General features: G+C 67.6%; 19 protein-coding genes, 2 tRNA genes and 5 pseudogenes. 16 read left to right on the forward strand and 10 right to left on the reverse strand.

The window, feature by feature from the left end; genetic code table 11:
• Positions 1 to 129: 129 nt before the first annotated feature.
• Positions 130 to 1,620, reverse strand: coding sequence for a carboxypeptidase M32 (locus MFF64_RS09440; RefSeq protein WP_099907848.1), 1,491 nt, complete (start codon positions 1,618 to 1,620; stop codon positions 130 to 132).
• A 302-nt stretch (positions 1,621 to 1,922) separates the two neighbouring features.
• On the opposite strand from MFF64_RS09440, the gene MFF64_RS09445 reads away from it, so the two are divergent.
• Complete coding sequence (locus MFF64_RS09445) at positions 1,923 to 3,341, forward strand: metallophosphoesterase family protein (RefSeq protein ID WP_238190543.1); 1,419 nt, start codon at positions 1,923 to 1,925, stop codon at positions 3,339 to 3,341.
• 152 nt (positions 3,342 to 3,493) lie between these two features.
• On the opposite strand, the gene MFF64_RS09450 is transcribed toward MFF64_RS09445, so the two are convergent.
• Both MFF64_RS09450 and MFF64_RS09455 read right to left on the reverse strand, forming a co-directional pair.
• The gene (locus MFF64_RS09450; protein WP_099903462.1) at positions 3,494 to 4,258 is read right to left on the reverse strand and encodes an AprI/Inh family metalloprotease inhibitor; all 765 of its coding nucleotides are present in this window, start codon (positions 4,256 to 4,258) and stop codon (positions 3,494 to 3,496) included.
• Positions 4,259 to 4,277: 19 nt separating this feature from the next.
• The gene (locus tag MFF64_RS09455) at positions 4,278 to 5,234 is read right to left on the reverse strand and encodes a 2-hydroxyacid dehydrogenase (protein WP_207768118.1); all 957 of its coding nucleotides are present in this window, start codon (positions 5,232 to 5,234) and stop codon (positions 4,278 to 4,280) included.
• Between the two features lie 276 nt (positions 5,235 to 5,510).
• Here MFF64_RS09455 and MFF64_RS09460 point away from each other — a divergent pair, with 276 nt between their 5' ends.
• The 6 genes from MFF64_RS09460 (at position 5,511) to MFF64_RS09485 (ending at position 12,076) form a co-directional block, all read left to right on the forward strand.
• Positions 5,511 to 6,602, forward strand: a complete 1,092-nt coding sequence (locus tag MFF64_RS09460; protein WP_238190544.1) for an ABC transporter ATP-binding protein — start codon at positions 5,511 to 5,513, stop codon at positions 6,600 to 6,602.
• A gap of 90 nt (positions 6,603 to 6,692) precedes the next feature.
• A complete protein-coding gene (locus MFF64_RS09465) occupies positions 6,693 to 8,003 on the forward strand; it encodes an ABC transporter substrate-binding protein (RefSeq protein WP_238190545.1) in 1,311 nt (436 codons plus the stop codon).
• A 392-nt stretch (positions 8,004 to 8,395) separates the two neighbouring features.
• On the forward strand, positions 8,396 to 9,340 hold the full coding sequence (locus MFF64_RS09470; RefSeq protein WP_238190546.1) for a carbohydrate ABC transporter permease: 945 nt from the start codon (positions 8,396 to 8,398) through the stop codon (positions 9,338 to 9,340).
• Positions 9,341 to 9,358: 18 nt separating this feature from the next.
• Positions 9,359 to 10,249: a carbohydrate ABC transporter permease gene (locus MFF64_RS09475; protein ID WP_099903482.1), complete on the forward strand. Its 891-nt coding sequence runs from the start codon at positions 9,359 to 9,361 to the stop codon at positions 10,247 to 10,249.
• Between the two features lie 223 nt (positions 10,250 to 10,472).
• Positions 10,473 to 11,888, forward strand: a complete 1,416-nt coding sequence (leuC, locus tag MFF64_RS09480) for a 3-isopropylmalate dehydratase large subunit (protein ID WP_099903480.1) — start codon at positions 10,473 to 10,475, stop codon at positions 11,886 to 11,888.
• A 103-nt stretch (positions 11,889 to 11,991) separates the two neighbouring features.
• Positions 11,992 to 12,076, forward strand: a tRNA-Leu gene (locus MFF64_RS09485).
• Between the two features lie 157 nt (positions 12,077 to 12,233).
• Here MFF64_RS09485 and MFF64_RS09490 read toward each other — a convergent pair.
• The 3 genes and pseudogenes from MFF64_RS09490 to MFF64_RS09500 all read right to left on the reverse strand — a co-directional run.
• A pseudogene (locus tag MFF64_RS09490) lies at positions 12,234 to 13,100 on the reverse strand (IS256 family transposase); the annotation flags it as partial.
• 19 nt (positions 13,101 to 13,119) lie between these two features.
• Positions 13,120 to 13,958: pseudogene (locus MFF64_RS09495) on the reverse strand (IS5 family transposase).
• Between the two features lie 66 nt (positions 13,959 to 14,024).
• Positions 14,025 to 15,086, reverse strand: coding sequence for an IS630 family transposase (locus tag MFF64_RS09500; RefSeq protein ID WP_238190547.1), 1,062 nt, complete (start codon positions 15,084 to 15,086; stop codon positions 14,025 to 14,027).
• Between the two features lie 288 nt (positions 15,087 to 15,374).
• On the opposite strand from MFF64_RS09500, the gene MFF64_RS37830 reads away from it, so the two are divergent.
• The 6 genes from MFF64_RS37830 to MFF64_RS09525 all read left to right on the forward strand — a co-directional run bounded on the left by MFF64_RS37830 (position 15,375) and on the right by MFF64_RS09525 (position 20,945).
• Positions 15,375 to 15,500: a hypothetical protein gene (locus MFF64_RS37830; protein ID WP_273557147.1), complete on the forward strand. Its 126-nt coding sequence runs from the start codon at positions 15,375 to 15,377 to the stop codon at positions 15,498 to 15,500.
• Positions 15,501 to 15,949: 449 nt separating this feature from the next.
• Positions 15,950 to 16,330, forward strand: coding sequence for a hypothetical protein (locus tag MFF64_RS09505; RefSeq protein ID WP_099901565.1), 381 nt, complete (start codon positions 15,950 to 15,952; stop codon positions 16,328 to 16,330).
• Positions 16,331 to 17,262: 932 nt separating this feature from the next.
• Positions 17,263 to 17,493: a hypothetical protein gene (locus tag MFF64_RS09510; protein ID WP_133123075.1), complete on the forward strand. Its 231-nt coding sequence runs from the start codon at positions 17,263 to 17,265 to the stop codon at positions 17,491 to 17,493.
• Positions 17,494 to 18,472: 979 nt separating this feature from the next.
• Positions 18,473 to 19,282, forward strand: a complete 810-nt coding sequence (locus MFF64_RS09515; protein ID WP_238190548.1) for a DNA-binding protein — start codon at positions 18,473 to 18,475, stop codon at positions 19,280 to 19,282.
• A gap of 5 nt (positions 19,283 to 19,287) precedes the next feature.
• Complete coding sequence (locus tag MFF64_RS09520; RefSeq protein WP_099900225.1) at positions 19,288 to 20,784, forward strand: M48 family metalloprotease; 1,497 nt, start codon at positions 19,288 to 19,290, stop codon at positions 20,782 to 20,784.
• An 87-nt stretch (positions 20,785 to 20,871) separates the two neighbouring features.
• Positions 20,872 to 20,945 (forward strand) — tRNA-Gly (locus tag MFF64_RS09525).
• A 365-nt stretch (positions 20,946 to 21,310) separates the two neighbouring features.
• Here MFF64_RS09525 and MFF64_RS09530 read toward each other — a convergent pair.
• The 3 pseudogenes from MFF64_RS09530 to MFF64_RS09540 form a co-directional block, all read right to left on the reverse strand.
• Positions 21,311 to 21,610, reverse strand: a pseudogene (locus MFF64_RS09530) (integrase core domain-containing protein); the annotation flags it as partial.
• Positions 21,561 to 21,980 (reverse strand): annotated as a pseudogene (locus MFF64_RS09535) (IS30 family transposase); the annotation flags it as partial. The pseudogenes MFF64_RS09530 and MFF64_RS09535, both read right to left, overlap by 50 nt.
• 61 nt (positions 21,981 to 22,041) lie before the next feature.
• Positions 22,042 to 22,794 (reverse strand): annotated as a pseudogene (locus MFF64_RS09540) (IS6 family transposase).
• Between the two features lie 422 nt (positions 22,795 to 23,216).
• Between MFF64_RS09540 and MFF64_RS09545 the strand changes: the two are divergent.
• Complete coding sequence (locus MFF64_RS09545) at positions 23,217 to 23,552, forward strand: hypothetical protein (protein ID WP_133123397.1); 336 nt, start codon at positions 23,217 to 23,219, stop codon at positions 23,550 to 23,552.
• A gap of 240 nt (positions 23,553 to 23,792) precedes the next feature.
• Here MFF64_RS09545 and MFF64_RS09550 read toward each other — a convergent pair whose 3' ends face one another.
• Positions 23,793 to 24,143 carry a hypothetical protein gene (locus MFF64_RS09550; RefSeq protein WP_133123398.1) on the reverse strand — a complete coding sequence of 117 codons (351 nt, stop codon included), beginning with the start codon at positions 24,141 to 24,143 and terminating at the stop codon, positions 23,793 to 23,795.
• Positions 24,144 to 24,398: 255 nt separating this feature from the next.
• Here MFF64_RS09550 and MFF64_RS09555 point away from each other — a divergent pair, with 255 nt between their 5' ends.
• The gene (locus MFF64_RS09555) at positions 24,399 to 24,965 is read left to right on the forward strand and encodes a helix-turn-helix domain-containing protein (RefSeq protein WP_238190549.1); all 567 of its coding nucleotides are present in this window, start codon (positions 24,399 to 24,401) and stop codon (positions 24,963 to 24,965) included.
• Positions 24,966 to 25,061: 96 nt separating this feature from the next.
• On the forward strand, positions 25,062 to 26,240 hold the full coding sequence (gene metK, locus MFF64_RS09560) for a methionine adenosyltransferase (protein ID WP_238190550.1): 1,179 nt from the start codon (positions 25,062 to 25,064) through the stop codon (positions 26,238 to 26,240).

Genomic DNA, 26,240 nt, shown 5'->3' on the forward strand with positions numbered 1-26,240 from the left:
GGAACATTACTGAAAATAAAATCAAAAGGCGAAAATTCAAATCATTCACATTTATCCGAAAGCACATCTCCGTCGCGCTCGTCAAGCGCGGCGGAGATCGGCCCTTATTCCTGAGTCGGATGGACCCGATCAGGCATCGAGGTAGCGCCGCCGGAGATGGCCGAGGAAGATCTCGGCCGAGAGCGGCTGCCCGGTGGCGGCCTCCAGGATCTCCTGCGTGCCGAACGCGCTGCCCTTGCCGTGCACGTTCGCCCTCAGCCAGCCGACGAGGGGCGCGAAGTCGCCCCGCGCGAGGCCGGGGCGCAGGTCGGGCTCCGCCCGGCAGGCGGCGTCGAACAGCTGGGCCGCCATCATCGCCCCGAGGGTGTAGGTCGGGAAGTAGCCCCAGGCGCCACCGGGCCAGTGGATGTCCTGCAGGCAGCCCCGGGCATCGTCCGGCACGGTGAGCCCGAGGAGCCGGTGCATTCCCTCGTTGAAGGCGCCCGGCAGGTCGCCGATCTCCATCTCCCCGCGGATCAGCGCCCGTTCCAGCCGGTAGCGCAGCAGGATGTGGGCCGGATAGGTGCACTCGTCGGCGTCGACCCGGATGAAGCCCGGCGCAACCCGGGTGTAGTTCCGGTAGAGGGCGTCGGCCTCCCAGGCCGGGCCGGTGCCGCCGAAGGCCTTCCGCACCAATGGCGCCAGATAGGCGACGAAGTCGCGGCTGCGGCCGGCCTGCATCTCCAGGGTGAGCGACTGGCTCTCGTGCAGGCTCATGCCGCGGGCGGCGCCCACGGGCTGACGGCGCCAGGCGGCGGGGCGGCCCTGCTCGTAGAGGGCGTGGCCGGTCTCGTGCAGCACGCCCATCAGGGCGCGGGCGAAATCGGCCTCGTCGTAGCGGGTGGTGATGCGCACGTCGTCGGTGGCGCCGCCGCAGAACGGGTGCAGGCTGACGTCGAGGCGCCCGCGCGCGAAATCGAACCCCGCCGCCCGCATCAGCGCGAGCCCGACCTGGCGCTGGATCTCGACCGGGAACGGCCCCTCGGCCACCGGCGCCGGCCCCGCCGCTTCCTGGCGCGCCCTCACCTCGGCGATCAGGCCCGGCAATTCGGCCTCCAGCGCGGCGAAGAGCGGGTCGATCGCGGCCTGGCGCAGGCCCGGATCGTAGCTGTCGAGGAGGGCGTCGTAGGGGGAGAGGCCCAGGGCCTCGCCCTTCGCCCGGCCGATCTCGCGCTGGAGGCGCAGGACCTCGGCGAGGTCGGGCTCCAGCAGCGCGAAATCCGAGCTGCGGCGCGCCTCGCGCCAGGTCATTTCCGCCCGCGATACCGCCCGCGAGCTCGCCTCGACGAGGTCGCGCGGCACCGCCGCGGCGTGGGTGTAGGCGCGGCGCATCTCGGCGAGATTCGCCCGCTGCCAGTCGTCGAGGCCGTCCTCGTCAGCGGCCGCTGCCAGCCGGTCGGCGGTGACGGGATCCGTCAGGAGGTCGTGAGCGAGCCCACGCAATACCGCGATCTGGTCGCCCCGGCCCTCCGCCGCCCCATCCGGCATCAGCGTCTGCGCGTCCCAGCCGAGGATGCCGGAGGCATCCTCGAGGGCGCTGATGCGGGCGAAGGTGGCTTCGAGGGCGCGGTAGGCCTGCATGGGGAGTGTTTCCCGCTCGGAATAGAACGTCGTCGAGTTGTCGGACAGTGGCCTGCTACCTGGCAAGGTCCAAAACGTGATCCAGTCGCCTTGCATTTTCCGGTGCGAATAGGCAAACCACCGATCATCCGCTATGATGACGCAGTGGCAGCATGGCCTATGGCCCATCGTTGCCGTAAAGGTCAAGAAGCACGTCGTCTCCATAGGCGCCACGTTCGCACATGCTGGGCAATCCGTGGATAATTAATCCCGTGCCGCCCATTATTTCGATATTATATATTTCTCAATCTTGGAGGATCTAAATGGCGACGACCCCAAATCCCACCGATGCGCTCATTCCAAAGTCGCACGGCCACCAGTTTGTCATGTATGGCGATTCATGCTCGGGAATACCAGGGGCATTGCACGAGCGGACATTTGCAAGCGTCAACGCTGTCGTGCAGCGACTGAAGCCGCGGCCCGAATTCATACTCTTTCCCGGCGACGAGATCATCGGGCTAACACCCGACCCATCTGCTCTCCGGGCGCAATGGAAACATTGGCTTGATGTTGAGATGGCTTGGCTTGATCGTCGGAACGTCCCGATTTGGCACACCACTGGTAACCACACAGCGTATGACAGGATGAGTGAGGATATCTTCCGCGAAGTTCTACAACTTCCTGCGAACGGCCCCGAAGATCAAAGAGGCCTTTCCTACTGGGTTCGCCGCGATAATTTACTGATGGCGTTCGTCCATACGCTTTGGACTGGCCTTGGCGGCGAAGGGCACGTTGAAACTGGGTGGCTTAAATGCGTACTCGATCAGCACGCAGATGCGAAATACAAGATCGTACTGGGTCACCACCCGGTTTACGCAGTCAACGGATTTTCTGGAGCCTACCAGCGTGAAATCGGCCATGAGTATGCCGATAAATTCTGGAATATTTTGAAGGAAGCTAACGTCATCGCTTATGTGTGCAGCCACATTCTCGCGTACGATGTCCAAGTGCATGGCGGGGTTCTTCAAATCTGCACCGCCGGCGCCGGCACTGCGCATAGGATGCCTGAAAACATCGAGTACCTGCACTGTATTCAGGCGGCACTCGATCAAGATGGCTTGAGATATCAGGTGCTGGATACGAATGGCCATGTACGGGAGCGTTTGCGGTGGCCGCCCAAAGTCGCAGGTCCTTCAGCCGATTGGCAACGCGTCGAGGCAGGACGATCGGACGCAATCTTTACTGGCCCAGTCGACCCTGGAACCATCGTCGAGTTCCAAATTTCTGGAATTACGGCGACGGAGGCCTGGGCGCCGGAACAAACTATGTTCACGGCACATTCCCCGGAAGCGATGGCGCCGATCTGGCTGGGCCTGCGTGGACCGAGGCAGACCCTGACTCTGATTGCGGGGAAGAAGCCAGGACGAAGCCCCTCTTATTGGTTCGGCCCCGATCTGCCTGCTGATCGTGAGTTCGATCTCCATGTCGCTCTTTATCCAGACATGGGGCCAGGAGGGATTCTTTATCGTAACGCGGGCGATTCTGCGTGGAGCTCGTTCAAATCTGCCACAGCATCGGGGATCGAAAGTCTTCACTGGCCGAAATCGTGGAGTGTTGGGCAGGGGCAGCACGGATCGAACGATCGTCCGTTCAAGGGTTTTCAGTTGCTTGTGAAGGCGTCCCGAGAAATTTCTCAAGAGTACTCCCTCAGCAGATGTGACTTGGATCCAAGGTCGCTGTGATTGCCGACAGTGTATTCAACCCCGCGGACTGATCGAGCCGACGGCGGCGTGTCGATACGATCAGTCAGCATTTGCTGGCGCACTTGAGGCGTAACTGCTCCGCTGATCAAACTTGCTCGATTCGAGCAAGGGCGCACAGTGCCCCCCCAGCCTCACGGCTCCACCCGCCGCAGCAAGAAGGTCGTCCCGATCTCCGGGTCCCGCCGCCAGCGCCCCTCCCCCACCGGGATCAGCTCGACGCTGTGGCCGCGCCGCGCGACGAGCGTGAGGCGGCCGGCCTCGTAGTGCCAGGCGGTGGGATCGAACAGGGCGAGGCCCGGATCGCGGCAGCCCTCCTGGACCTGGGCGCTCTCGGCCACGAGCCTCACCCGGCAGACGTCCTTCTCGACGAAGCGGTCGAGGGTGTAGAGCCCCGCGACCGCCGCGGCGGTCGCGGGGGCGCCGGTCCAGAAATCGCGCGAGGCCTCGCGCGCCGACGGCTGGATCGAGAGCGCCGCCGGCGTCACCAGCGGCGCCTCGGGAGCGGCGGACCGCGTGCCGGCCTGCGCCAGGCTGTAGCGCTCGCCGCTGAGGGATTCCGCGCTGCGGGTGCTCTCGCCCTCCGGGGCAGCGAAGGCCAGAACCGGCTGGCCCTCGCGGTCGAGGAGCTGGATCAGGTCGCCCTCCTGGCGCCAGCCACCGAGGCCGTTGACCACCGGCAGCGCCCGCCGGCAGCCGGCCGGAAAGCGCAGGGCCTGGCCGACCGGGCCGGGCTCCGCCGCCAGCATCAGGCCGCAGCGGCGGAAGCTGCCGTCGAGGGCCAGCTCCCACGGGCCGGCCGCCCCGGCGACGTCCCGGGGCGGACCGACATCTTGCGCCGCCGCGCCCCCCGCCCAGATCGCCAGACCGAGGACGGGAAGGAGGCGGCGCAGGCACATGGCTCGGGTCTTTCGTTAGTCAGGCCTTCCAGGGTGTCTCGGCCACGGGGGTCACCGGACCGTTGCCCTGGAACCAGGAGGTCAGGTTAGCAACGACGAGCTGGCCCATTGCGTTGCGCGTGTGAATCGAGGCCGAGCCGACATGGGGCAACAGAACCGCGTGCTCCTGGGCGATCAGGGCCTCGGGCACCTTCGGCTCGTCGGCGAAGACGTCGAGGCCGGCGCTCTGGATCGTGCCGTCGGCGAGGGCTGCGGCCAGCGCGTCCTCGTCGACGAGCGTGCCGCGGGCGACGTTGATGAGCACGCCCTGCGGCCCCAGCGCCTCCAGCACCTCGCGGCCGATCATGTTCTTCGTCTCGGGGCCGCCGGGTGCCACCACCATCAGCACGTCGCAGGCCTTCGCCATCTCGAGGAGCGAGGGGAAGTACTCGTAAGGCACGTCCGCCTGCCTGGTCCGGCCGTGATAGGCGATCGGAAGCCCGAAGGCGACGAGGCGGTGGGCGATCGCCCGGCCGATGCGGCCGAGTCCCAGGATGCCGACCTTGCGCCCGCGCAGGGTACCGGTAAGCGGATAGGGCTTCTCCAGCCACTTCCCCTGGCGCAGGTAGCGGTCGACCTGCGGGATCTGCCGCACGGTGGCGAGCAGGAGGCCGACCGCCAGATCCGCGACCTCGTCGGTCAGCACGTCCGGCGTATTCGTCACCATCACGCCGCGCCGCCCGCAGGCGGCGGCGTCGATCGTGTCGTAGCCGACGCCGAAATTGGCGACGATCTCGAGCTTCGGCAGCCGGTCGAGCAGCGCGTCGTTCACGTGGACGTGGCTCACTGCCATGCCGCGGATCTTCGGCCCGACCTCGTCCAGAAAACGCTCCTTGTCCTCGGCCTGGTCGCCGCGGTGGAGGGTGAAGAGCCTCTCCAGGCTGTCGGTCACCAGCGGCATCATCGGCCGCATGATCAGCACGTCTGTGGACTTCAAGCCCGTCTCCCGGTCGTTTCTCGCGCATCCGACGATGGACGCATGGCGAGGGCGCTTGATCTTGCGCCTCGCGCACCCGATGATGGCCGCCAACACGAGAGGCGGCAACCCAGGCCGCCCCGTTCTTACGGGTCGAGGAAACAACCCAGATGAGCGCCAGACGCCCGACTGAGGGCCCGCCTGTCGTGTGTTCGTCGTCTGCCTGTGGCAGCGCTGCCGTTTCGGTCCGCGCGCCGCGCGCGACCTTTTTTTGATAGACACGACCACGAGGAGCCGATGGCCGGGCTGGAAATCAGGAACGTGCGCAAGTCGTTCGGGGCCACCCCGATCCTGCACGGCGTCTCGATCGACATTCAGGATGGGGAATTCGTGATCCTGGTCGGCCCGTCGGGCTGCGGGAAATCGACCCTGCTGCGGATGATCGCGGGTCTCGAGAACATCACGGCGGGCGAGATCCGGATCGGATCGCGCGTCGTCAACGCGGTGCCGCCCAAGGAGCGCGACATCGCCATGGTGTTCCAGAACTACGCGCTCTATCCGCACATGACGGTGCGGGACAACATGGCCTTCTCGCTGAAATTGCGGAAGGCCGCCAAGGAGGAGATCGAGAGCCGGGTCAGCCGCGCCGCGGCGATCCTCGGCCTGGAGAAGCTCCTCGACCGCTATCCGCGCCAGCTCTCCGGCGGCCAGCGCCAGCGCGTCGCGATGGGGCGGGCGATCGTGCGCGATCCGCAGGTCTTCCTGTTCGACGAGCCCCTGTCGAACCTCGACGCCAAGCTGCGCGTGGCGATGCGGGCCGAGATCAAGGAGCTGCACCAGCGGCTGCGCACCACCACGGTCTACGTCACCCACGACCAGATCGAGGCCATGACCATGGCCGACAAGATCGTGGTGATGCATGACGGCGTGGTCGAGCAGGTCGGCGCCCCGCTCGAGCTCTACGACCGGCCCGACAACATGTTCGTCGCCGGCTTCATCGGCTCGCCGGCGATGAACTTCCTCAAGGGCAAGATCGCGGGCGACACGTTCCGCACCGATGGCGGCCTGACCCTGCCGCTGCCGACCCGCGGTGCCCGCCCCGCCGACGGCATGCCGGCGGTCTACGGCCTGCGGCCCGAGCATGTCCGCCTGTCCGAGGGCGGCGTGCCGGTGGAAGTGGCGGTGGTGGAGCCGACCGGCTCCGAGACCATGGTGCTGGTGCGCCCGCCGGGCGGCGGCGCGCAGGACATCTCCAAGGAGGTCGCCCGCGACATCGCCTGCGTGTTCCGCGACCGCATCGGCGCCGGCCCGGGCGAGCGGATCAACATCACGGCGGATCCCGGCCTCGTCCACCTGTTCGACGCCGAGAACGGCCGCCGTCTGAACTGACGACAGGATTCCGGCCGGCCAAGCGGGACGCGATCCCGCCGCCGGCCGACCCGTATCAACGATAACGATCATCCCGGGAGAGACGCCACGATGTCAGCTTTCGATCGTCGCCAGATCCTCAAGGGCGGTGCTGCCCTCGGCCTCGCTTCTGCTGCGGGCCTGGAGGGCTTCGCCCGCGCCTGGGCGCAGGAGAACCAGTGGAAGCCCGAACAGGGCGCCTCGCTCAAGCTCCTGCGCTGGAAGCGCTTCATCCCGTCCGAGGACGAGGCCTTCATGCGCCTCGTCGACGCCTTCACCAAGGCCACGGGCGTGCCGGTGACGGTGACGAGCGAATCCTTCGACGACATTCAGCCCAAGGCTTCGGTGGCGGCCAATACCGGGCAGGGCCCGGACATGGTCTGGGGCCTCTACTCCTTCCCGGCCCTGTTCCCATCGAAGTGCATCGAGGTCGGTGACGTCGCCGATTATCTCGGCAAGAAGTACGGCGGCTGGCTGCCCGCCGCCGAGGCCTACGGCAAGGTCAAGGGAAAGTGGATCGCCATCCCGATGGCGTTCAACGGCGGCTACCTCAACTATCGCATCTCGGCCATGAACAAGGCCGGGTTCACGAAGTTCCCGGAAGACCACGCCGGCTTCCTGGAACTGTGCAAGGCGATGAAGAAGAACAACACGCCGGCCGGCTTCGCCCTCGGCCACGCCACTGGCGACGCCAATTCGTGGATTCACTGGGCCCTGTGGTCGCACGACGCCTACCTGGTCGACGCCAACGAGAAGATCGTCATCAACTCGCCGGAGACCGCCAAGGCGCTCGAATACGTCAAGGCGCTCTACGAGACCTTCGTGCCCGGCACGGTGTCGTGGAACGATTCGTCCAACAACAAGGCGTTCCTGTCGGGCGACCTGTACCTGACCAACAACGGCATCTCGATCTACGCCGCGGCCAAGAACGAGAAGAAGGACATCGCGGCGGACATGGACCACGCCGCCTACCCGGTCGGCAAGTCCGGCAAGCCGACGGAGTTCCAGCTCGCCTTCCCGATCCTGGCCTATACCTACACCAAGGCCCCGAACGCCTGTAAGGCCTTCATGGCCTTCGCGTTGGAGGCCCAGAACTACAACGCCTGGCTCGAGGCGTCGCAGGGCTACCTCTGCCACCCGCTCAAGGCCTACGCCAACAACCCGATCTGGACCGCCGACCCGAAGAACAAGGTGTTCGGCGAGGCCTCGACCCGGACGCTGGCCGCCGGCGGCCTCGCCCCGGTGAGTGAGAAGGTCGCCGCCGTGCTCGCCGACTTCGTGGTCGTCGACATGTTCGCCTCCTACTGCACCGGCCGCGAGGACCTGAAGACCGCGATCCGAACCGCGGAGCGCCAGGCACAGCGGATCTTCCGCTCGGCCTGAGGACCGGGCACCGCGTCTCCTCCCCCTCGAAGGGGACGGATCCGCCGACGAGCCTTGGTGAGGGTGCGAGACCTTGTTCGATGGCCTCGGCCATCTCGCACCCGCCCACTCATTCCGGGGACGCGAGAGCGGAGCCCGGAATCCAAGACCGCTGGAGCATCAGGAAAAGGCGGACCGCATTCCGCCTGGTTCGGCACGACACTGAGATGCTGAACCAGCCTGCGTCATCCCGGGACCGCGGAAGCGGAGCCTGGGATGACGCAGTGAAGCGTGACTGTGAGCGCCCATCCTGCCGCAGATGCAGTTGAGTGCGCCCTGTAATTCGTGAATTGTCGTTTCTGGCTCCGCCCTCTGCAGGGGCAAGACCAAACAACACCCGGAGGAGGCTCCCCGTGGCCGACATCGCCCTCGCCCGCCCCGCCGCGGCGGCGCCCACGACCGGCTCGGCCTGGAGCCGATTGCGGACGAGCCGCGGCTGGCTGGGATTCTGGTTCATGCTGCCGGCAGCCGCGATCCTGCTGCTGTTCCTGGCCTATCCGCTGGCCAAGGGCACTTGGCTCTCGCTCACCGACACCCGCATCGGACGCGGCGGCAACTTCGTCGGACTCGAGAATTACGAGTGGCTGTGGGACGACAGCGTCTTCTGGCTCTCGGTGTTCAATACCCTGGTCTATACGGGCTTCGCCTCGGTGGCGAAGTTCGCGATCGGCCTCTACCTGGCACTGCTCCTCAACAAGCGGCTGCCGTTCAAGGCCCTGATCCGCTCGATCGTGCTGATCCCCTTCGTCGTGCCGACCGTGCTCTCGGCGCTCGCGTTCTGGTGGATCTTCGACAGCCAGTTCTCGATCATCTCGTGGTCGCTGCGCCATCTCGGCCTGCTCGACCGCAACATCGATTTCCTGGGCGATCCGACCATGGCGCGGATCTGCGTGACCTTCGCCAATATCTGGCGCGGCGTGCCCTTCATCGCCATCACGCTGCTCGCCGGCCTCCAGACCGTCTCGCCCTCGCTCTACGAGGCGGCGACGATCGACGGCGCGACGCCGTGGCAGAACTTCCGCCACATCACCCTGCCGCTGCTCACCCCGATCATCGCCGTGGTGATGACCTTCTCGGTGCTGTTCACCTTCACCGACTTCCAGCTGATCTGGGCGATGACCCGCGGCGGTCCCGTCAACGCCACCCACCTGATGGCGACCCTGTCCTACCAGCGCGGCATCCTGTCGGGGAATCTCGGCGAGGGCGCAGCCATCGCCACCGCGATGGTGCCGTTCCTCATCCTGGCCATCGCGATCTCGTGGTTCGGCCTCCAGAACCGCAAGTGGCAGACCGGCTAAAAGAAGGACAGAAGAACCATGGCCGCGACCACGACCGCCGACACCACCGACAACAACGAGGGCATGGCCTATCTCGACACGCTGCCGAGGCGCGTCGTCACGGTCTATCTGCCGCTCTTCGTCATCCTGGTGGTGCTGCTCTTCCCGTTCTACTGGATGGCGCTGACCGCCATCAAACCGGACGACCAGCTCATCGACATGGAGACCTACAACCCGTTCTGGGTGGTCTCGCCGACGCTCAAGCACATCTCGAAGCTGCTGTTCCAGACCCACTATCCCCTGTGGCTCTGGAACACGATGATGATCTCGGTGGCGGCCACCGTGCTGTCGCTGTTCGCCAGCGTGCTCGCGGCCTACGCGATCGTGCGCATCCGCTACCGGGGCGCGGTGGCGGTCGGCGCGGCGATCTTCCTCGCCTACCTGGTGCCGCCCTCGATCTTGTTCATCCCGCTCGCGACCATCATCCAGGCCTACGGGCTCTACGATTCGCCCTTCGCCCTGGTGCTGGTCTACCCCACCATTCTGATCCCGTTCTCGACCTGGCTCCTGATGGGGTACTTCAAGACCATCCCCTACGAACTGGAGGAATGCGCGCTCATCGACGGGGCCAGCCGCTGGCAGATCCTGCTCAAGATCATCCTGCCGCTGGCGGTACCGGGGCTGATCTCGGCCGGCATCTTCTCGCTGACGCTGTGCTGGAACGAGTTCATCTACGCCCTCACCTTCCTGTCCTCGACCCAGAACAAGACCGTGCCGGTGGCGGTGGTGAGCGAGTTCGTCGACGGCGACATCTACCGCTGGGGCTCGCTGATGGCCGGGGCGCTCGTCGGCTCGCTGCCGCTGGTGATCCTGTACTCGTTCTTCGTCGAGCACTACGTCTCGGCGATGACCGGGGCGGTGAAGGAGTAACAGCACCGGCGCCCCCGGAAGCCGCGCTCGGGGGCGCCGCCCAGGACAACGGCCCGGTCTTCGCTCGCCCAGGTCTTCGCACGCCTTGCGACCGATGCATCCCCTTGCGGCGCCACGGGGTCTACCCGCCGGCCGATGAGACGGTTACATGACGGGTCCGCCGGGCCTCAACGCCGCGCGCCCGGCTTCCACGACAGGTCTTCGTGACAAGGCAAAAACCCCGATGACTGCCCCTCGCACCCTCTACGACAAGATCTGGGACGACCACGTCGTCGATCGTCAGCCGGACGGCACCTGCCTCCTCTACATCGACCGTCATCTCGTGCACGAGGTCACCTCTCCCCAGGCTTTCGAGGGGCTTCGTCTCGCCGGGCGCCGGGTGCGCCACCCGGAGAAGACGCTGGCAGTCGTCGACCACAACGTCCAGACCTCGGACCGCAGCTTCGGCATCGAGGATCCCGAGAGCCGCACGCAGATCGATACGCTGGCCGAGAACGTCCGCGAGTTCGGCATCGAGTACTACGACGCGCTCGATAAGCGGCAGGGCATCGTCCACATCATCGGGCCGGAGCAGGGCTTCACCTTGCCGGGCCAGACGATCGTCTGCGGCGATTCTCACACCTCGACGCACGGCGCCTTCGGGGCGCTCGCCCACGGCATCGGCACCTCGGAGGTCGAGCACGTGCTCGCCACCCAGACGCTGATCCAGAAGAAGGCGAAGAACATGCGCGCCGTCGTCGACGGGCGCCTGCCCGCCGGCGTCACCGCCAAGGACATCATCCTGGCGATTATCGGCGAGATCGGCACCGCCGGCGGCACTGGCCACGTGCTGGAATATGCCGGAGAAGCCATCCGCTCCCTCTCGATGGAGGGCCGGATGACGATCTGCAACATGTCGATCGAGGGCGGCGCCCGGGCCGGCATGGTCGCCCCCGACGAGACCACCTTCGCCTACATCAAGGATCGGCCGAAGGCGCCGAAGGGCGAGGCGTTCGAGCGCGCCGTCGCCTATTGGCGCAACCTCGTCTCCGACGAGGGCGCGCATTTCGACCGCGAGATCCGTCTCGACGCGGCCAATTTGCCGCCGATCGTGACCTGGGGCACCTCCCCTGAGGACGTGATCTCGGTCCAGGGCCGGGTGCCGGATCCGGCCGCGATCGAGGACGAGAACCTGCGCTCCTCCAAGGAGAAGGCCCTGTCCTATATGGGCCTGACCCCGGGCACCAGGATCACCGACATCGCCCTCGACAAGGTGTTCATCGGCTCCTGCACCAACGGCCGGATCGAGGACCTGCGGATCGTCGCCCGGATGGTCGAGGGCAAGAAGATCCACCCGAACGTCTCCGGCATGGTGGTGCCGGGTTCGGGCCTGGTGAAGCAGCAGGCGGAGCAGGAGGGACTGGCCAAGATCCTGATCGAGGCCGGCTTCGACTGGCGCGAGCCGGGCTGCTCGATGTGCCTCGGCATGAATGCCGACCGCCTCAAGCCGCACGAGCGCTGCGCCTCGACCTCGAACCGCAACTTCGAGGGCCGCCAGGGCCACAAGGGGCGCACCCACCTCGTCTCCCCGGCGATGGCGGCAGCCGCCGCTATCGCGGGCCACTTCGTCGACATCCGCGAGTGGCCGGCAGGAAGCTGAGACTTCGCGCCTGAGCTTGCTCATGAAACGGCGGAGTTCGGCGTTGACGCGGGCTCCGCCGCCGACTACACGACTGTCACCGCGGCGCCGCAAGGCGCTTCGGGCCCAGGTGGCGGAATTGGTAGACGCGCTGGTTTCAGGTACCAGTGGTGCAAGCCGTGGAGGTTCGAGTCCTCTCCTGGGCACCAACACCCATCGATGGTGTTGATGTTGTCACCAAGCAATAAGCTCGCAGATCTACGCGTCCATGATCGGTCTGCATCGAGGAAGATGGAACTCGATCGTGTTCCAGGGCGTGCTGTAGCTGGGTGTGGTCCACCACGCTGACCGGCAGGGCCGGACTGGTCAGACTGCGAGGTTGGGCAGGCTGACGAGGGGATCATCGCCGATCGGGGCGATGCTTTCCAGGGTCATGTATCGGCAGCGCTGCACGGCCCATTCGTCGTTCTGCTCCAGCAGGATCGCGCCCACCAGCCTGCGGATCGAGGGCTCGTCGGGGAAGATGCCGACGACCTCGGTGCGCCGCTTGATCTCGCCGGTGAGGCGCTCGAGCGGGTTGGTCGAGTGCAGCTTGGCACGATGAGCGGCTGGGAAGCCCATGTAGGCCAGCACGTCGGTCTCTGCCGTGTCCATCAGGGCTGCCAGCTTCGGGACCTTGGGGCGGAGCTGATCGGCGACCCGCCGCCACTGCTGGCGGGCGGCTTCGGCATCCTCCTGCGCGGAGGCAGTGGCGATGAAGGCCGAGACGACGCGCCGGCCCGAGCGGCCGGCATGGGCCAGGACGTTGCGCATGAAGTGTACCCGGCACCGCTGCCAGGAGGCGGTCATCACCTTGACGACGGACGCCTTGATGCCCTCGTGCGCGTCCGAGATCACCAGCTTGACCCCGCGCAGGCCGCGCCGGGCCAGCTTGCGCAGGAACTCGGTCCAGAAGGTTTCGGCCTCGGACGGGCCGATGTCGAGCTTCAGCACCTCGCGCCGCCCGTCCGTGTTGACGCCCACCGCCACGATGAAGGCCACCGTGACGACGCGGTGGTTCTGGCGCACCTTCACGTAGGTCGCGTCGATCCAGAGATAGGGCCACTCGCCCTCGATGGGTCGGTCGAGGAAGGCGTTCACGCGTTCGTCGATCTCCTGGCACAGCCGGCTGACCTGGCTCTTGGAGATACCCGTCCCGCCCATCGCCTGGACGAGATCATCGACCGCACGGGTCTAGGGCGTCTCTGCAAACTCAGGTGAGCCAGAGCATGGTCATTACCGAGGGTGACCATGGCGAGGTAGTTCGTGGCCCGCTTTTCGTAGCGGGTGGCGATGCGGCGATACTGCTTGAGCCGGTTGATCAGCCGCTCGACCTTGTTGCGTTCCCGGTAGGCGGCCTTGTCGAAGTCGGGCTGACGCGGCTGGTCCTTGCGGGTCGGGATCACCGGCTCGACCCTCTGCTGCCTGAGCCGGCGGCGGGCGGGTGGACTGGAGTAGCCCCGGTCTCCCGCCGCCCGGCGCGGACGCAGGCGGGGACGGCCACGCCCCGGCCGCCGCACCGCGCCCTTGTCCATCAGCGCGTCGAGCGCAAACTGCTCGTGCCGCTCGCCGGCCGTCAGGACAGCCGCCATCGGCTTGCCCCCGCCCTCGGCACGCAAGTGCAGCTTGGTCGAGAACCCGCCCTGGCTGCGCCCGAGCGCCTCGCCCGCACCCTCGACCGTGCCCTCACCCCCCGATGGCGCCAGACCGGCGTGCGCCGGCGGCGTGCTGGTGGGCGCGCACCACCGTCGCGTCCACGAAGTGCAGATCCCAGTCGAGGTCGCCGCGGGCATCCGCCTGCGCCTGCAGGCGCTGCAGCACCCGGTCGAACACGCCGGCCTTGCACCAGCGGTAGAACCGGCTCGAGACAGTCCCAACCGCCCCGTAGCGCGCTGGTAGATCCTCCCACGGCGCGCCCGTGCGCAGGATCCAGAGCATGCCGTTGAGCACTTGGCGGTGATCCACCGCAGGACGGCCGGTGCGCGGCTTCTGAGGCGGCAGCAGCGGGGCGATCTGCTCCCACTGCGCGTCGGTCAGTTCAAAGCGTCGCATCCCGATCACGTGGGGGCTCGCCCTGCTCGTGTGAACCCCTTTGCAGAGACGCCCTAGTGCACTGACTCAGACGGAAGGTGCAGCCTGGCTGTTGAGGATGGCGGCGGCCGGCTTGGTCCAGATGAACGGCCTGGGCCGCTCGTTGTGTTCGGCAATGTAGCGCTTGATCGCCGCCTGCAGGTCGACGATCCCGGTGAACGTGCCGCGTCGCAGTCGCCGACGCGACAACGCCGAGAAGAAGCCCTCGACGGCGTTGAGCCAAGAGGCGGAGGTCGGGGTGAAGTGGAACACCCAGCCCGGATGACGCGACAGCCAGGCCCGGACCTTCACGTGGGTGTGGGTGCGGTAGTTGTCGAGCACCACGTGGATGATCGTGCCGGCCGGCACCGCCGCCTCGACGGCGTTGAGGAAGCGCAGGAACTCCTCGTGGCGGTGGCGCTGCATGCAGCGGCCGATCACCGTGCCCTCCAGCACGTTGAGCGCTGCAAACAGCGTCGTGGTGCCGTGGCGGATGTAGTCGTGAGTGCGGGTCGCCAGGCGTCCTGACGCGAGCGGACGGTCGGGCCGGGTGCGTTCGAGGGCCTGGATCTGGCTCTTCTCGTCGACGGACAGCACCACCGCGTGACGAGGCGGGTCCATGTAGAGGCCGACGATGTCTTCCACCTTCTCGGCGAAGGCCGGGTCAGTGGAGCGCTTGAAGGTGCGCACGCGGTGCGGCTGCAGGCGGTGTTCCTGCCAGATGCGCTGGACCGAGCGCAGCGAGATGCCGGTCGCGGCAGCAACCGCGCGACCGGTCCAATGGGTGACCTCACCCGGCGGCTCGGAGCAGGTCAGCGCCAGCACCTCGGCGACGGTGCTGGTGGAGTGGGGCGGCTTGCCGGGCGGGCGGGTCTTGTCGCGCAGCAGGCCGTCGACCCCCTCTTCCGCGAAGCGCTGTTGCCAGCGCCAGACAGCGGTTCGGCTGACGCCGGCCTGGTGGGCGACTTCAAGCACCGGAAGGCGCTCGGCGGAGAGCAGGACGATGCGGGCGCGCTGGACGTGCTTGAGCGGGCGAGCACGATCCTGGCTGATCGCGTGCAGCCGTGCCTTCTCGTCCTCAGTGAGGATCACGCAGACGGTCTGAGCCATGCCGCAGACTCGCACGGCTCACACCTGGTGTGAACCTTTCGAATGCGTCAGTGCACTAGCAGCGCCTGTGCCATCGATAGCTTGTTCATGCCACAGTCGGCGTGCTGCGCGCATGTATCATCACAACCGTATGGGCGGTCTAGACTTCAGAAAATTCGAGGGATATCTCGCCATTCTGGAGTTCGCCCGTTGCAGCGTCGATAGAGAGCGCCGTTGCTCTCCATGGCACCGGCGAGAACTCTACGGCCGCTTTGCGCCTTGGTCGGCATCGTGCGGGAATGCCTCATCATGGCCCCACCGAGCCACAAGCCCGAATGCATCACCAGCCGGGTGCGACCCGCCTTGCTGGGCGTGGCGCTCATCGTGCTGGTGATCGCCCTCCTGGTCTATGCGGGTGTGTTCGGCCCGCGCTGATACCGGATCGAGGAGGTGACGATGCCCTACTACGATCAAGCATCCCTTCGTGAGAAGCCCACCACGTCCGGCGATTGCGTCCTGGCGGTGGCCGTCGGCCTGGGCGGCATTCGGTGGCCGTCCTGTTCGCGCAGCGTTCAGGTGTCACGCGTGGCGTCGAAGCGCTGCGCGGACGGGACGAGCGCGGCATGGGCTGGGGGCAGCCGCGGTCCGATCTCGCCGCTGCCGCCCCGGCCGGCCCGGGGAGAGCCCGCGCGCACGGCAGGAGCGCCTGATGGACGAGGCGATCGAGGAGACCTTCCCGGCGAGAGATCCGGTTTCGCCGCACCAGATCACCCGATAGGCACCCGGACGGTCGTCGTGCCGCAGGGCGCCGGCGGTCCCACCCCGAACTTCGCCCCTCCGCGAGCGTAGTACCGCTACACTCGCCCCTCTCGAGAACCATGACCATGAGCTACGACACCGACGTTCCTCCGCACTTGTCGGCGCAGCGCGCCGATCCGCCGGCCCCGGTCGATGCCCCGAATCCCAACACGGCGATGCTCAAGGGCGACATCGATTCCGGTCGCAGCGGCGACAAGGTCGAGGTGTTCGATCCCGGCATGGCGATGCTCGGCACCTGCGAGGAAGCGGGCGGCAACGCTCTCTCGCCGAAGGACATCGCCCGGGCCCGCTTCGCCGAGATCAAAGAGCGGTGGCGCCTGTCTCCCCGCAAGCCGGGCTACGCGCACGATCATGTCGACCCGACGCTGGCCCTGTATGTCGGGTTCATCGGCGTCGCAGGCGTCTGCCTCTCCGCCGCAATCTGGTTCGTCCGAGCCGGCGTATGATGGGTTGAGGGGACGCGCCGAGCATCGCCGCGTCGCGACCCCGCCGCGATCACACAGGCCTGGCCTGAACGCTTGGCCCTGATCGCTCGGGGCAACCCGCGCCGAATCAGGGAGTCGCGGTGTCAGGCCCGCCGGAACGCCAGGGCCGCCCGGACCGGCGCCGCCACCAGGGTGAATACGGCCCCCACCGTTAGGACGAGGACGACGGAGAGAAGAGCGCCGAAGATGCCGATGAAACGCATACTGCCGCCTCGTTGGGTGGTGTCGAGCCGCATCGTCGGCGGCCGGGTCGCGAGCCAGAAGGCACTGCAAACAAGGCGGGAGTGAGGACTCGCAGCCACGCTCAAGCTTGAAACGCCAGGATCGCGACCGTCAGCCTCAGCCTCCTTCGAACGGATCAGCCTGTTCCGGTCGCCTGACGGTGGGAACGCGCTATCGCCCCACGACGTGCCTCTCCCGGATGCGTCTCCCGCGACACGCAGAGCGCCCGCCGGAGGGTTAGGACCTCGGCGGGCGCTCTGTCGAATCGGGGATTGGGGAATCCGCTGCTGGTCCCGGAAACGTGCGGCCCGGGGGACTGGTTCCGGCGGCCGGGAAAGAAGGGCGCGACGGGCCTCTCAAACAACCCGACGCTCTGACGGGAGCGGCCGCGACTCCGCGGGAAACACGAACGGCCGCTGGACGTCCATCGGCACGGCCCCTGCCGCGACGGAGAGTCAGGCGCGTTCGATGCTGGTGCCGTGGGAGGCTCGAGGCCCGCGGCGCTCTGCCGCCTGTCCGCATCGTCCCATAAAATGTCCGGAGCGTCCCATAAGTCGAAATACCGCAGCCGCCTGATCCTGCGCCCGTTGCTGACTCTGTTTCGTCAGAGCATATGGGCCACCTCATGGTTGCCGAGGCATTCCCGACTTATGCCGTGCTATCGCTTCAGGTTGAGCATCGACGGTCAGGTTCTCGAGGAGGGAGGCTGGCTCGAGCTGGCAGATCGATACGCTGCGTTAGAGAAGGCACACCAGCTCGCCCATGCGCTTCTCACCTTCGGTGATGGCAGGGTGCCGTGGGCAGACGGCGTTCTGGTCGTCGAAAGCAGCGACGGCAGCGAGCCATTCACCGTGCCCATCATCGACATGGCCGCGGGTGAGGTGAAAGCAACGCGCCACTGAGCGGCATGCTTCGCCCGGCGTCACCGAAGAGGCGGCAGCCCGGCACCCGGAGGGGGCGAAACGCGGGTATCAGGCTGCCGCCGAGCCGGGGCAGGCCGGAGCCTGCGGGCGTGCTCGCGGTCTAGCTGGGAGTTGCGCTCCAGTGATGTGCGATGGCGCACCGGGGGGACTGGCAAGGGTTTCCGAGAGGCCCTCCCTTCCGAGAGGATGGAGCCGTGACGGAGGAACAGATCCGTTTGCGTGTGATGTGCGCGAGCGCGGTCCGGATGGTTCGCGACCATGAGAGCAGGCGCGGTTGATGATCGGCCGGTCGGAGGAAGACGACACCGCGCCGCAAGCCCGGCTGGGCAGGGTCTTCACCGCTGGCTGCGCGGTGTCCTCGAAACCCGCGAGGCAGCGGGGGCGGGCAGGACAGGCGTTGACGATCGGAACGATCAGATCCCGTGCCGGATCGCGCGGGACGTCATTCATCAAGCCATGAGTCGTCTGCACGAGACGAGAGCGGCCCGTAGCGCCTCGGACTGCACGAAAAAATCAGGCCCAACAGGGACTTGGCAAGGTGTGGCGTCCCCGGCAGGGCTCGAACCTGCGACCCCAGGTTTCATACCACTTCGGCTTTCGCCGCCGCCGCGAGGCGTTCGTGGTCTGGACTATCCCTTCACCGTAGGCCTGCAAGGTGCCTTGCAGGAGCCCTTAGGTGCCGCCCGTCTAGTCTCTACACCTTCCCGGCCTCGCGACCGGGCTTGGCTCGGGATCGGCGTGAGGCCTGATGCGGCTCGACGCTTTCCCCGACTTTGAGCGGATCCGCCGCGCGGTTTCCCGGCGCGACGCCCAATTCGGTTTAGGAAACCTGTGCTCTGTCCAGCTGAGCTACGGAGACCCACGAGGAGCCTCTTACCATCTCGGCCGGTTTCCGCCAACCTTGCCGATGACGGATCGGCCAAGTCTCCGCCACGGGCCTCCGCCACGGGGTTCCACCATGAGAGGACGGATCGCGGCGGGCCTCCGCCACGCGCTCTTCGCCGGCGCCTTGGCCGGTACGGTGGAGGCGGCGAGCCCGCGCGGGCGCGAGCCGCCGGCCTGCCGGGGCCGAATCACCGGGCAGGACCGGATCGCGGCGGTGGCCGCGCGGGGTGAGCTTGTCCTCGCCTCCGGCCGGCGGGCGCGCCTCGACGGCCTGCGCTGGCCCGACGACCCGGCGGCGGCCGAGGCGGCGCGTGCCTGGCTCGCCGGGCTCGCCGGCCGGCCGCTCGCCACCCGCGAGGCGGCGGAGCCGGACCGCTGGGGCCGAATCACCCTGGACGCCGCCACCCGGGACGAGGCGCCGGTCGACCTCGCCGGCGGCCTCGTGGCGGCCGGGCTCGTCCAGGTCGATGCCGGGGAGGGCGACAGCCTGTGCCGTCCGGCTCTGCTGGCCCTGGAGGACGCGGCCCGCCGCGCCGGGCACGGGCTCTGGGCCGGGACGATGCCGGTGCCGACGGAGGAGGTGACCCGCCTCAAGGAGATGGTGGGCCGGTTCGCGGTAGTGGAGGGGCGGGTGCGCAACGTGGGCGAGCGCGAGCGCCGGACCTATCTCAACTTCGCCCCCTTCGGCGCGGAAGGTGTTACCGTCACGGTGTCGAAACGCACTTGGCGGATCATGCTCGAACGTGGTTTCTCTTCCGTCGCGCTTCGGGGGCGGCGCGTGCGGGCTCGCGGCATCGTCGAGCTGTGGCGCGGGCCGACCCTGGATATCGGCGCGGCCGAGATGATCGAGTTGCTGGACGAGGAGCAGGCGCCGCGGCGCTGATCGCCATGGGGTGGTCTTTCACGCGAACACAGTCGGGCGGGCGCGCGGCGGTCATACGGCCTGCGGCGGCCGTCGTGCCTGCGGTGGCTCTGACCCTGCTCGCCGCCGCCTGCACGGCCGACCAGACCGGCGCGCTGGCGCCGGTGGCGGCCGTCGTGCCGCCGGAGGCGCCGCGCACCACCGGCCGCGACCGGCCGGCCAACGACGCCGATCACGCCAAGCTCGTCGCCTCGTTCGGCGGCGAGTACCGGGCTCCGTCAGCGCTGCGCCTCGTCAGCGACGTCACCGACCGCTTGGTCAAGGCGACGGAGCGCCCGGACGAGACCTACGCGGTGACGCTGCTCGATTCGCCGGTGGTGAACGCCTTCGCGCTGCCGACGGGCCGTCTCTACGTCACCCGCGGGCTCCTGGCGCTCGCCGATGACACCTCCGAGCTCGCCGCGGTCCTGGCGCACGAGATCGCCCACGTGACCCTGCGCCACGCCAGCGCCCGCACCGAGATGGCGCTCCGCTCCGAACTCGTCAGCAAGGTCGTGGCCGACGTGCTCAACGACCCGGCGACCGGAGCGCTGTTGCAGGACCAGTCCCGCTTCGTGCTGGCCCGCTTCTCGCGAACCCAGGAATTCGAGGCCGACCAGACCGGGGTGCGCACGCTCGCCCGCGCCGGCTACGACCCGTTCGGTGCTGCGCGCTTCCTCACCGCGCTCAACCGCACCACGGCGCTGCGCGCCGGGGCCGGGCTCGCCTCCGAGCCCGACATGCTGGCGACCCATCCGAGCACGCCCGAGCGCATCACCCAGGTGACGCAGGCCGCGCGCCGCATCGGCGCCCCCGGCCTCGGCGTCGACGACCGCAACCGCTATCTCGCGGCGATCGACGGCATCGCCTACGGCGACAACCCCGCTGACGGGCTGATCCGTGGTCGCCGCTTCATCCATCCGCGCCTCGGGGTCGCCTTCGAGGCGCCGGAGGGCTTCGGGCTCGACAACACCGCCCGCGCGGTGCTGGGCACCACCCCGGACGGCAACCGCCGCCTCCTGTTCGACGCCGTCGAGACCAATGCCGGCCAAGGCCTCGAGGAGGTGCTGAAGGCGACCTGGAACGACGCGATCGAGACCGGCAGCTTCGAGAACCGAATGCTGAACGGCTTCCCGGCGGTCACTGCGGTCTCGAAGGGCAAGGAGTGGTTCTTCCGCCTCGCCGCGGTCCGGATCGGCACCAACACCTTCCGGATGATCATGGCGGCCAAGGGTACCACCGATCCGGAGCCCGCCTTCGGCCGCTGGCTTGCCAGCATCGCCCAGGTGACGCCGGACGAGGCCCGCAGCCTCAAGCCCCTGCGCATCCAGATCGTCACCGCCGCCCCCGGCGACACCGCCGAGAGCCTGGCCCAGCGCATGACCGCGGTGGACCGGCCGCTGGAGCGCTTCCAGGTCCTCAACGGGCTCGACAGGGGCGTGCCGGTGCGGGCCGGACTGCCCTACAAGCTGGTGGCGGAGTAGGGTAGGCGGTGAGCTGGTGCGAGTGGGCCGATTCTCCCACCGCCCTGCTTCTCAACCCGGACTGACCGTGCTATCTGGACGGCCGCCGCGGGTGTAGCTCAATGGTAGAGCAGCAGCCTTCCAAGCTGAATACGAGGGTTCGATTCCCTTCACCCGCTCCAGCATTTTCAGGCCGGAAAGCTTCTCCCTTACAGGGGTTTATCTCTCCGGCCGTACTCCTGGCTGGTATCGCCCCGTTGGAGTGATACCAGCCTGATACCAGTTTTAGCCCTTAGGAGCGCGGACGTAGCCAAGGGCGGCGCACCGGAGCTCCCGCCTGAGCGGGCCGCGGTTTGAGAACAGTCGGATGCGAGAGGTGTCCGAGGCCTCCTGGTCCCTCGCTACAGCGGTGCCGATATGCCTGCATCGCCAGGTGTAGCCACCGTTCCCGACCTCGCGCGGCGACCTAACGGGTGATAGGTATTCGAGCATGGCCGATGTAACCGCCTGAACCGCTCCGGGTTTTTCGGAGGCTGTTTGTCTTGGGTCAGGCGGCCAAGGCTTGGTCGCCGACGTGAGCATGATAGCGCGCTTCGGCCTCGGCGGGAGGGACGTTGCCGATGGGCGAGAGCAGGCGGCGGTGATTGTACCAGTCGACCCACTCCAGGGTGGCGTACTCGACCGCCTCGAAGGAGCGCCAGGGTCCGCGTCGGTGGATGACCTCTGCCTTGAACGAGCCGTTGATCGTCTCCGCCACGGCGTTGTCGTAAGAGTCGCCGACGCTGCCGACCGACGGCTCAATCCCTGCTCCGGCCAGGCGCTCGGTGTACCGTAGAGCTAAGTATTGCTTGGCAAGCGGTCGTCGCAACACCATCTTGTACGGCTGCGAGAACAGCGTCGAGTGCCTCCGTCGGCGTCTTCCAGTTCAGCGTTTTGCGCGGTCTGCTGCTGAGGGCTGCGGCCACAGCGGCAAGATCGTCCACGCCGTGAGCGCTCAGATCCGTTCCTTTCGGGAAGTACTGTCGCAGCAAACCGTTCGTATTCTCGTTCGTCACCCGCTGCCAGGGTGAGCGTGGATCGCAGAAGTACACCTGCAGACCCGCGTCGATCCGTAAGCGCGCATGCTCGGCCATCTCGGCCCCCTGGTCCCAGGTCAATGAGCGCCGCAGATGCTCCGGCAAGCGCGCGATCGTGCCGGTGATCGCCTCGCGGACCGCCGCGGGGGGCCTGTCGCACAGTCGGCTTCAGGCCGCAGAAGGGGGCTGCCCGCCCCCGCTTTCACGCTTTGTTCGCGACGGGAAGACCGAAGCAGGTGGCGAGCAATTGGTTCTGCTCCCGCACAGCCCATGCGCCCGCGAACCCGAAGCCCTTGCGCAACCACAGCATCGCCTCGAAGCCACAGATCGTGCGCCGGGCCGTGTTGAACGAGCGAAAGCCGCCAACCCGCGGCATGGCCCGTTTCACCCGGAAGTGGTCGCTCTCAATCCCTTGCTGCAGGTGCTTGGTGACGTGGTGGATGGGCGTGCGCGGCTGCAGCCCCTCCTTGCAGCTCTCGATGATCGCCGGCGGGTACGGGCCAGCGCCATCCGTGCCGATCCGGTCTGGAGCGAGGAGCGGCTCGGCCACGAGCAACTTACGGAAGAAGCGCTTGGCGCCATCGAGGTCGCGGTTGGCCGTGAGCAGGAAGTCGACCGCCTGCCCATGCTTGTCGATGGCCCGGTACAGGTAGCGCCACTGGCCCCGCACCTTGATGTATGTCTCGTCGACGCGCACCGAGCCGCAATGCGGTCTGCGGAACTGGCGCAGGGGGCGCTCGACGGCGGGCGCGTAGGACAGCACCCACGGGTTAATGGTGGAGTGATCGACCTCCATGCCTCTCTCCAGGAGCACCCCTTCGATGTCGCGGTAGCTGAGGGCGTCGCGCAGGTACCAGGAGACGGCCTAGACGATCAGGATGGCCTCAAAGTGCCGGCCCCGGAAGTCGCCGCGGACTTGCCGCTCCAGCTTGAGGGCGAGGGCGTTGAGGATCATGGGCCGGCTCCAGAGGGAGGCGGCGGGCTGGGCAGGTATGGTTAACGAGCCGTAAGCGGGGATCCGTTCGCGTTTGCGACAGGCCCCATTGGCCTGGGGGCGGGACCCGTTCACCTCGCGAGCTTCTCGAGGACGAGGTTTCCACTTCGGTTCAAGCCCGTGGGGATACTTCACTATCCTCTCACCAAGGCACGCCGCCGAGTGGAACGATGCAGCGCAGCACGAGTTGTTGCATTGCAGCATCGCGGCTCTTCCGTGGTGCTGCTGCCCTCCTAGGGCGTTTCCTCCCTGACTGAAGCCGCTCGCGAGGGCGGCTTCCTTTTTGGGCCGGAGATCGGCCAGGCCCCATCCCACATCGGCCGAACGGGACTTACGGTGACCGTGCGGTCAGGTCACGGTACCGCGGCGCCCGATTTCGCGCTATGGGCTGCGACGCGCGACCGGTCCCGGTCGATTTCCTCACGCTTGCCGCTCCCGGTATCATGGCGCACGAAGGCCCTCCCGTTCAGGGAACCCCGCTCCAAGTCGAGTTGGAGGAAGTCACACCGGGCGAGTTCATCATCTCGGTTGTCTGGCGAGAGAAGAAGCTCGGATCGTTGTATCTCAGGGGCGACCGCGACGACGCGGCGGCCTTCCTCGAGGCGGCCCGCGAGCGCATCGTGCTGGCGATCACCGGCGATGCGCCGAACGACGTCGGCGGGCAGGTGCAGCGGGAACTGGTCAACCTGAGCCGCATCATGCAGCAGCCGGGCGGCTGATCGTCGGCCCGGAGCCTCGGGTCGGCATTCGCTTCGTCGGAAAATGCTCGATGTCCGACTTGTCCTCGCAGGCATGACGAGCGACGGGCCCGCGGAGCGGCGCATGGCGGTGTCGCCGTGCGGGATGTGTTGGGCCGGGGCGCGTGCCGCAGGCGTCCCTCGACTCGACGATGTCGCCGGAGGCGCGACCGACGCGCCCCTGATGTCGCCCGTCCGCCGGGCCGGCCTCCCGCTGCGCCGTCATTTCCCATCCTCTCGCCGCTTGCGCTTGTCATCGATGGTCCTGCAAACGACTCCGCCGACCAGCAGGGTCGCGGGGGAAAGCCCGTGCCAAGCGCCGCCGTCACCCAGATCGCTGCCGCGGTGGTGAGGCCGGGCACCCGGCCGCCGCTCTCTCGTGTCACGGTCGCGTCCGGCGCCGGGAAAGCCGCTCCTCGTGATGATACCCTGGATCGCCCGGCTGGCATTCGCGTCGGTCCCATCGCCGGAAACGCCGGAGCCGGCCAGGGTCACCAGGGTCGCGCCGAGGATGGCGAAGTGCAGGGCTGTGACGGCGTGATCGGCGGATGCGGCGAAGGCGGCCGGGATCACCGCGTAAGCGCCCGCGCTCGCCGACCAGCACGGCAAATGCGTCTCGTCCCGGCGCCCGGCCCGGAGCACCGGAATGCCGCCCGAGAAGGCGCTGGTGGCGAAGGGGCTGCACAGAACCGGCTGGCGGGATCGGCTCCGGAAAGGGAGCGGTCTTTCCTGTCCCGTCAGCGGTCAAGGCCGGGTATGGGCCTGCACCGGACGCCGACACCCCTGCCTCGCCCGATCCGATGTATGCACAGCCATCCGCTATGACGAATGAAGCGTTCGCCGAAAGCGCGGGCATTTACGCGATTGCAACGGTCGGGAATCAACAATCGTCACGTCGCCTTCAACGCCGCGGCGCGACGCGCGGGCAGCCCTGCGAGCCGGGAGATGGCCGGGAAACCTGCGGATTACCGAGACGTCCATATCGGCAGCCTCATCGAGGAGCGGCGCCTGCGCGCCGGCCTGAGCCGGGAGGCCCTCGCCACCCCGCTCGACGTCTCGCTCTCACAGCTCGGCAAATACCTGAAGGGCGCCAACCGGCTGAGTGCCACCGACCTCGACATCCTCGCGCGCGTTCTCGGCGTGCCAGTCGGGTTCTTCTTCGAGAGCATGCCGGGTCGCGACCCGCCGCAGCCCGGGCTCAGCGACCGCCCGCAGGCGCGGCTGGAGGCGCTTGCGGATTGGACCGGCTTCGCTCAAGCCGTGGCACGGGCCGCCGATACCCATCTCGACGAGGATCGCCGCCAGGCCCTCGGCAGCCTCGTGCGCGCGGTTGACCATGCGCTCTCTGGGCAACAACCGTTCGATAAAGCGAACGACTCCGGTCCATCGGATTGACGTTCGGATTGCCGGCTGCCAGAACCCCGCGATCGAAGTGTCGGGCTCATTCGGCGGGTGCGCCGCGCTCGACGTGACCTGAGGGCTTCGCACGCCATGCCGCGTTCCAACTACCTGTTCACGAGCGAGTCGGTCTCCGAGGGCCATCCGGACAAGGTCTGCGACCGCATTTCCGACACCGTGGTCGACGCCTACTTGGCGGTGATGCCCGAAGCCCGCCTGGGCGTCGAGACCCTGGCGACCACGAACCGCATCGTCATCGCGGGCGAGGTGCGCGGCCCCGATTCGGTCACCTTCAAGGATCTGGAGGAGCTGACCCGCGAGGCCGTCAAGGACATCGGCTACGAGCAGGACGGCTTCCACTGGAAGAACAACGACGTCGCCATTCACCTGCACGCCCAGTCCGCCGACATCGCCGTCGGCGTAGACGCCGCGGGCAACAAGGACGAGGGCGCGGGCGACCAGGGCATCATGTTCGGTTACGCGACCGACGAGACGCCCGCCCTGATGCCGGCGCCGATCTATTATGCCCACAAGATCCTCAAGGACCTGGCCGACGCCCGCAAGGGCAAGCAGGGCGCGGCGGCGAAGCTCGGACCCGACGCCAAGAGCCAGGTCACCGTGCGCTACGCCGACGGCCGCCCGGTCGAGGCGACCCAGATCGTGCTCTCGACCCAGCACCTCGACGAGTCGCTCGACTCCGGTGCCGTGCGCGAGATCGTCGAGCCCTACATCCGGGCGGCTCTCCCGGAGTCGTGGATCACCGACGGCACCGTGTGGCACGTCAATCCGACCGGCAAGTTCGTGATCGGCGGTCCCGATGGCGATTGCGGCCTCACCGGGCGCAAGATCATCGTCGACACCTACGGTGGTGCTGCGCCCCACGGCGGCGGCGCCTTCTCGGGCAAGGATCCGACCAAGGTCGACCGCTCGGCCGCCTACGCGGCGCGCTACCTCGCCAAGAACGTCGTCGCCGCCGGTCTCGCCCGCAAGGCCACCATCCAGCTCGCCTACGCCATCGGCGTCGCCAAGCCGCTGTCGATCTACGTCGACCTGCACGGTACCGGAGAGGTCGACGAGGCGAAGCTCGAGTCGGTCCTGGGCCAGCTCGTCGATCTGTCGCCCCGCGGCATCCGCACCCATCTCGGCCTCAACAAGCCGATCTACGCCCGCACCTCGGCCTACGGCCATTTCGGCCGCGAGCCGGACGCGGATGGCGGCTTCTCGTGGGAGCGGACCGACCTCATCGGTCAGCTCAAGAGCGCCCTGGCCTGA

The organism is Methylobacterium frigidaeris, from assembly GCF_022179185.1.
Classification (GTDB): Bacteria; Pseudomonadota; Alphaproteobacteria; order Rhizobiales; family Beijerinckiaceae; genus Methylobacterium; species Methylobacterium frigidaeris.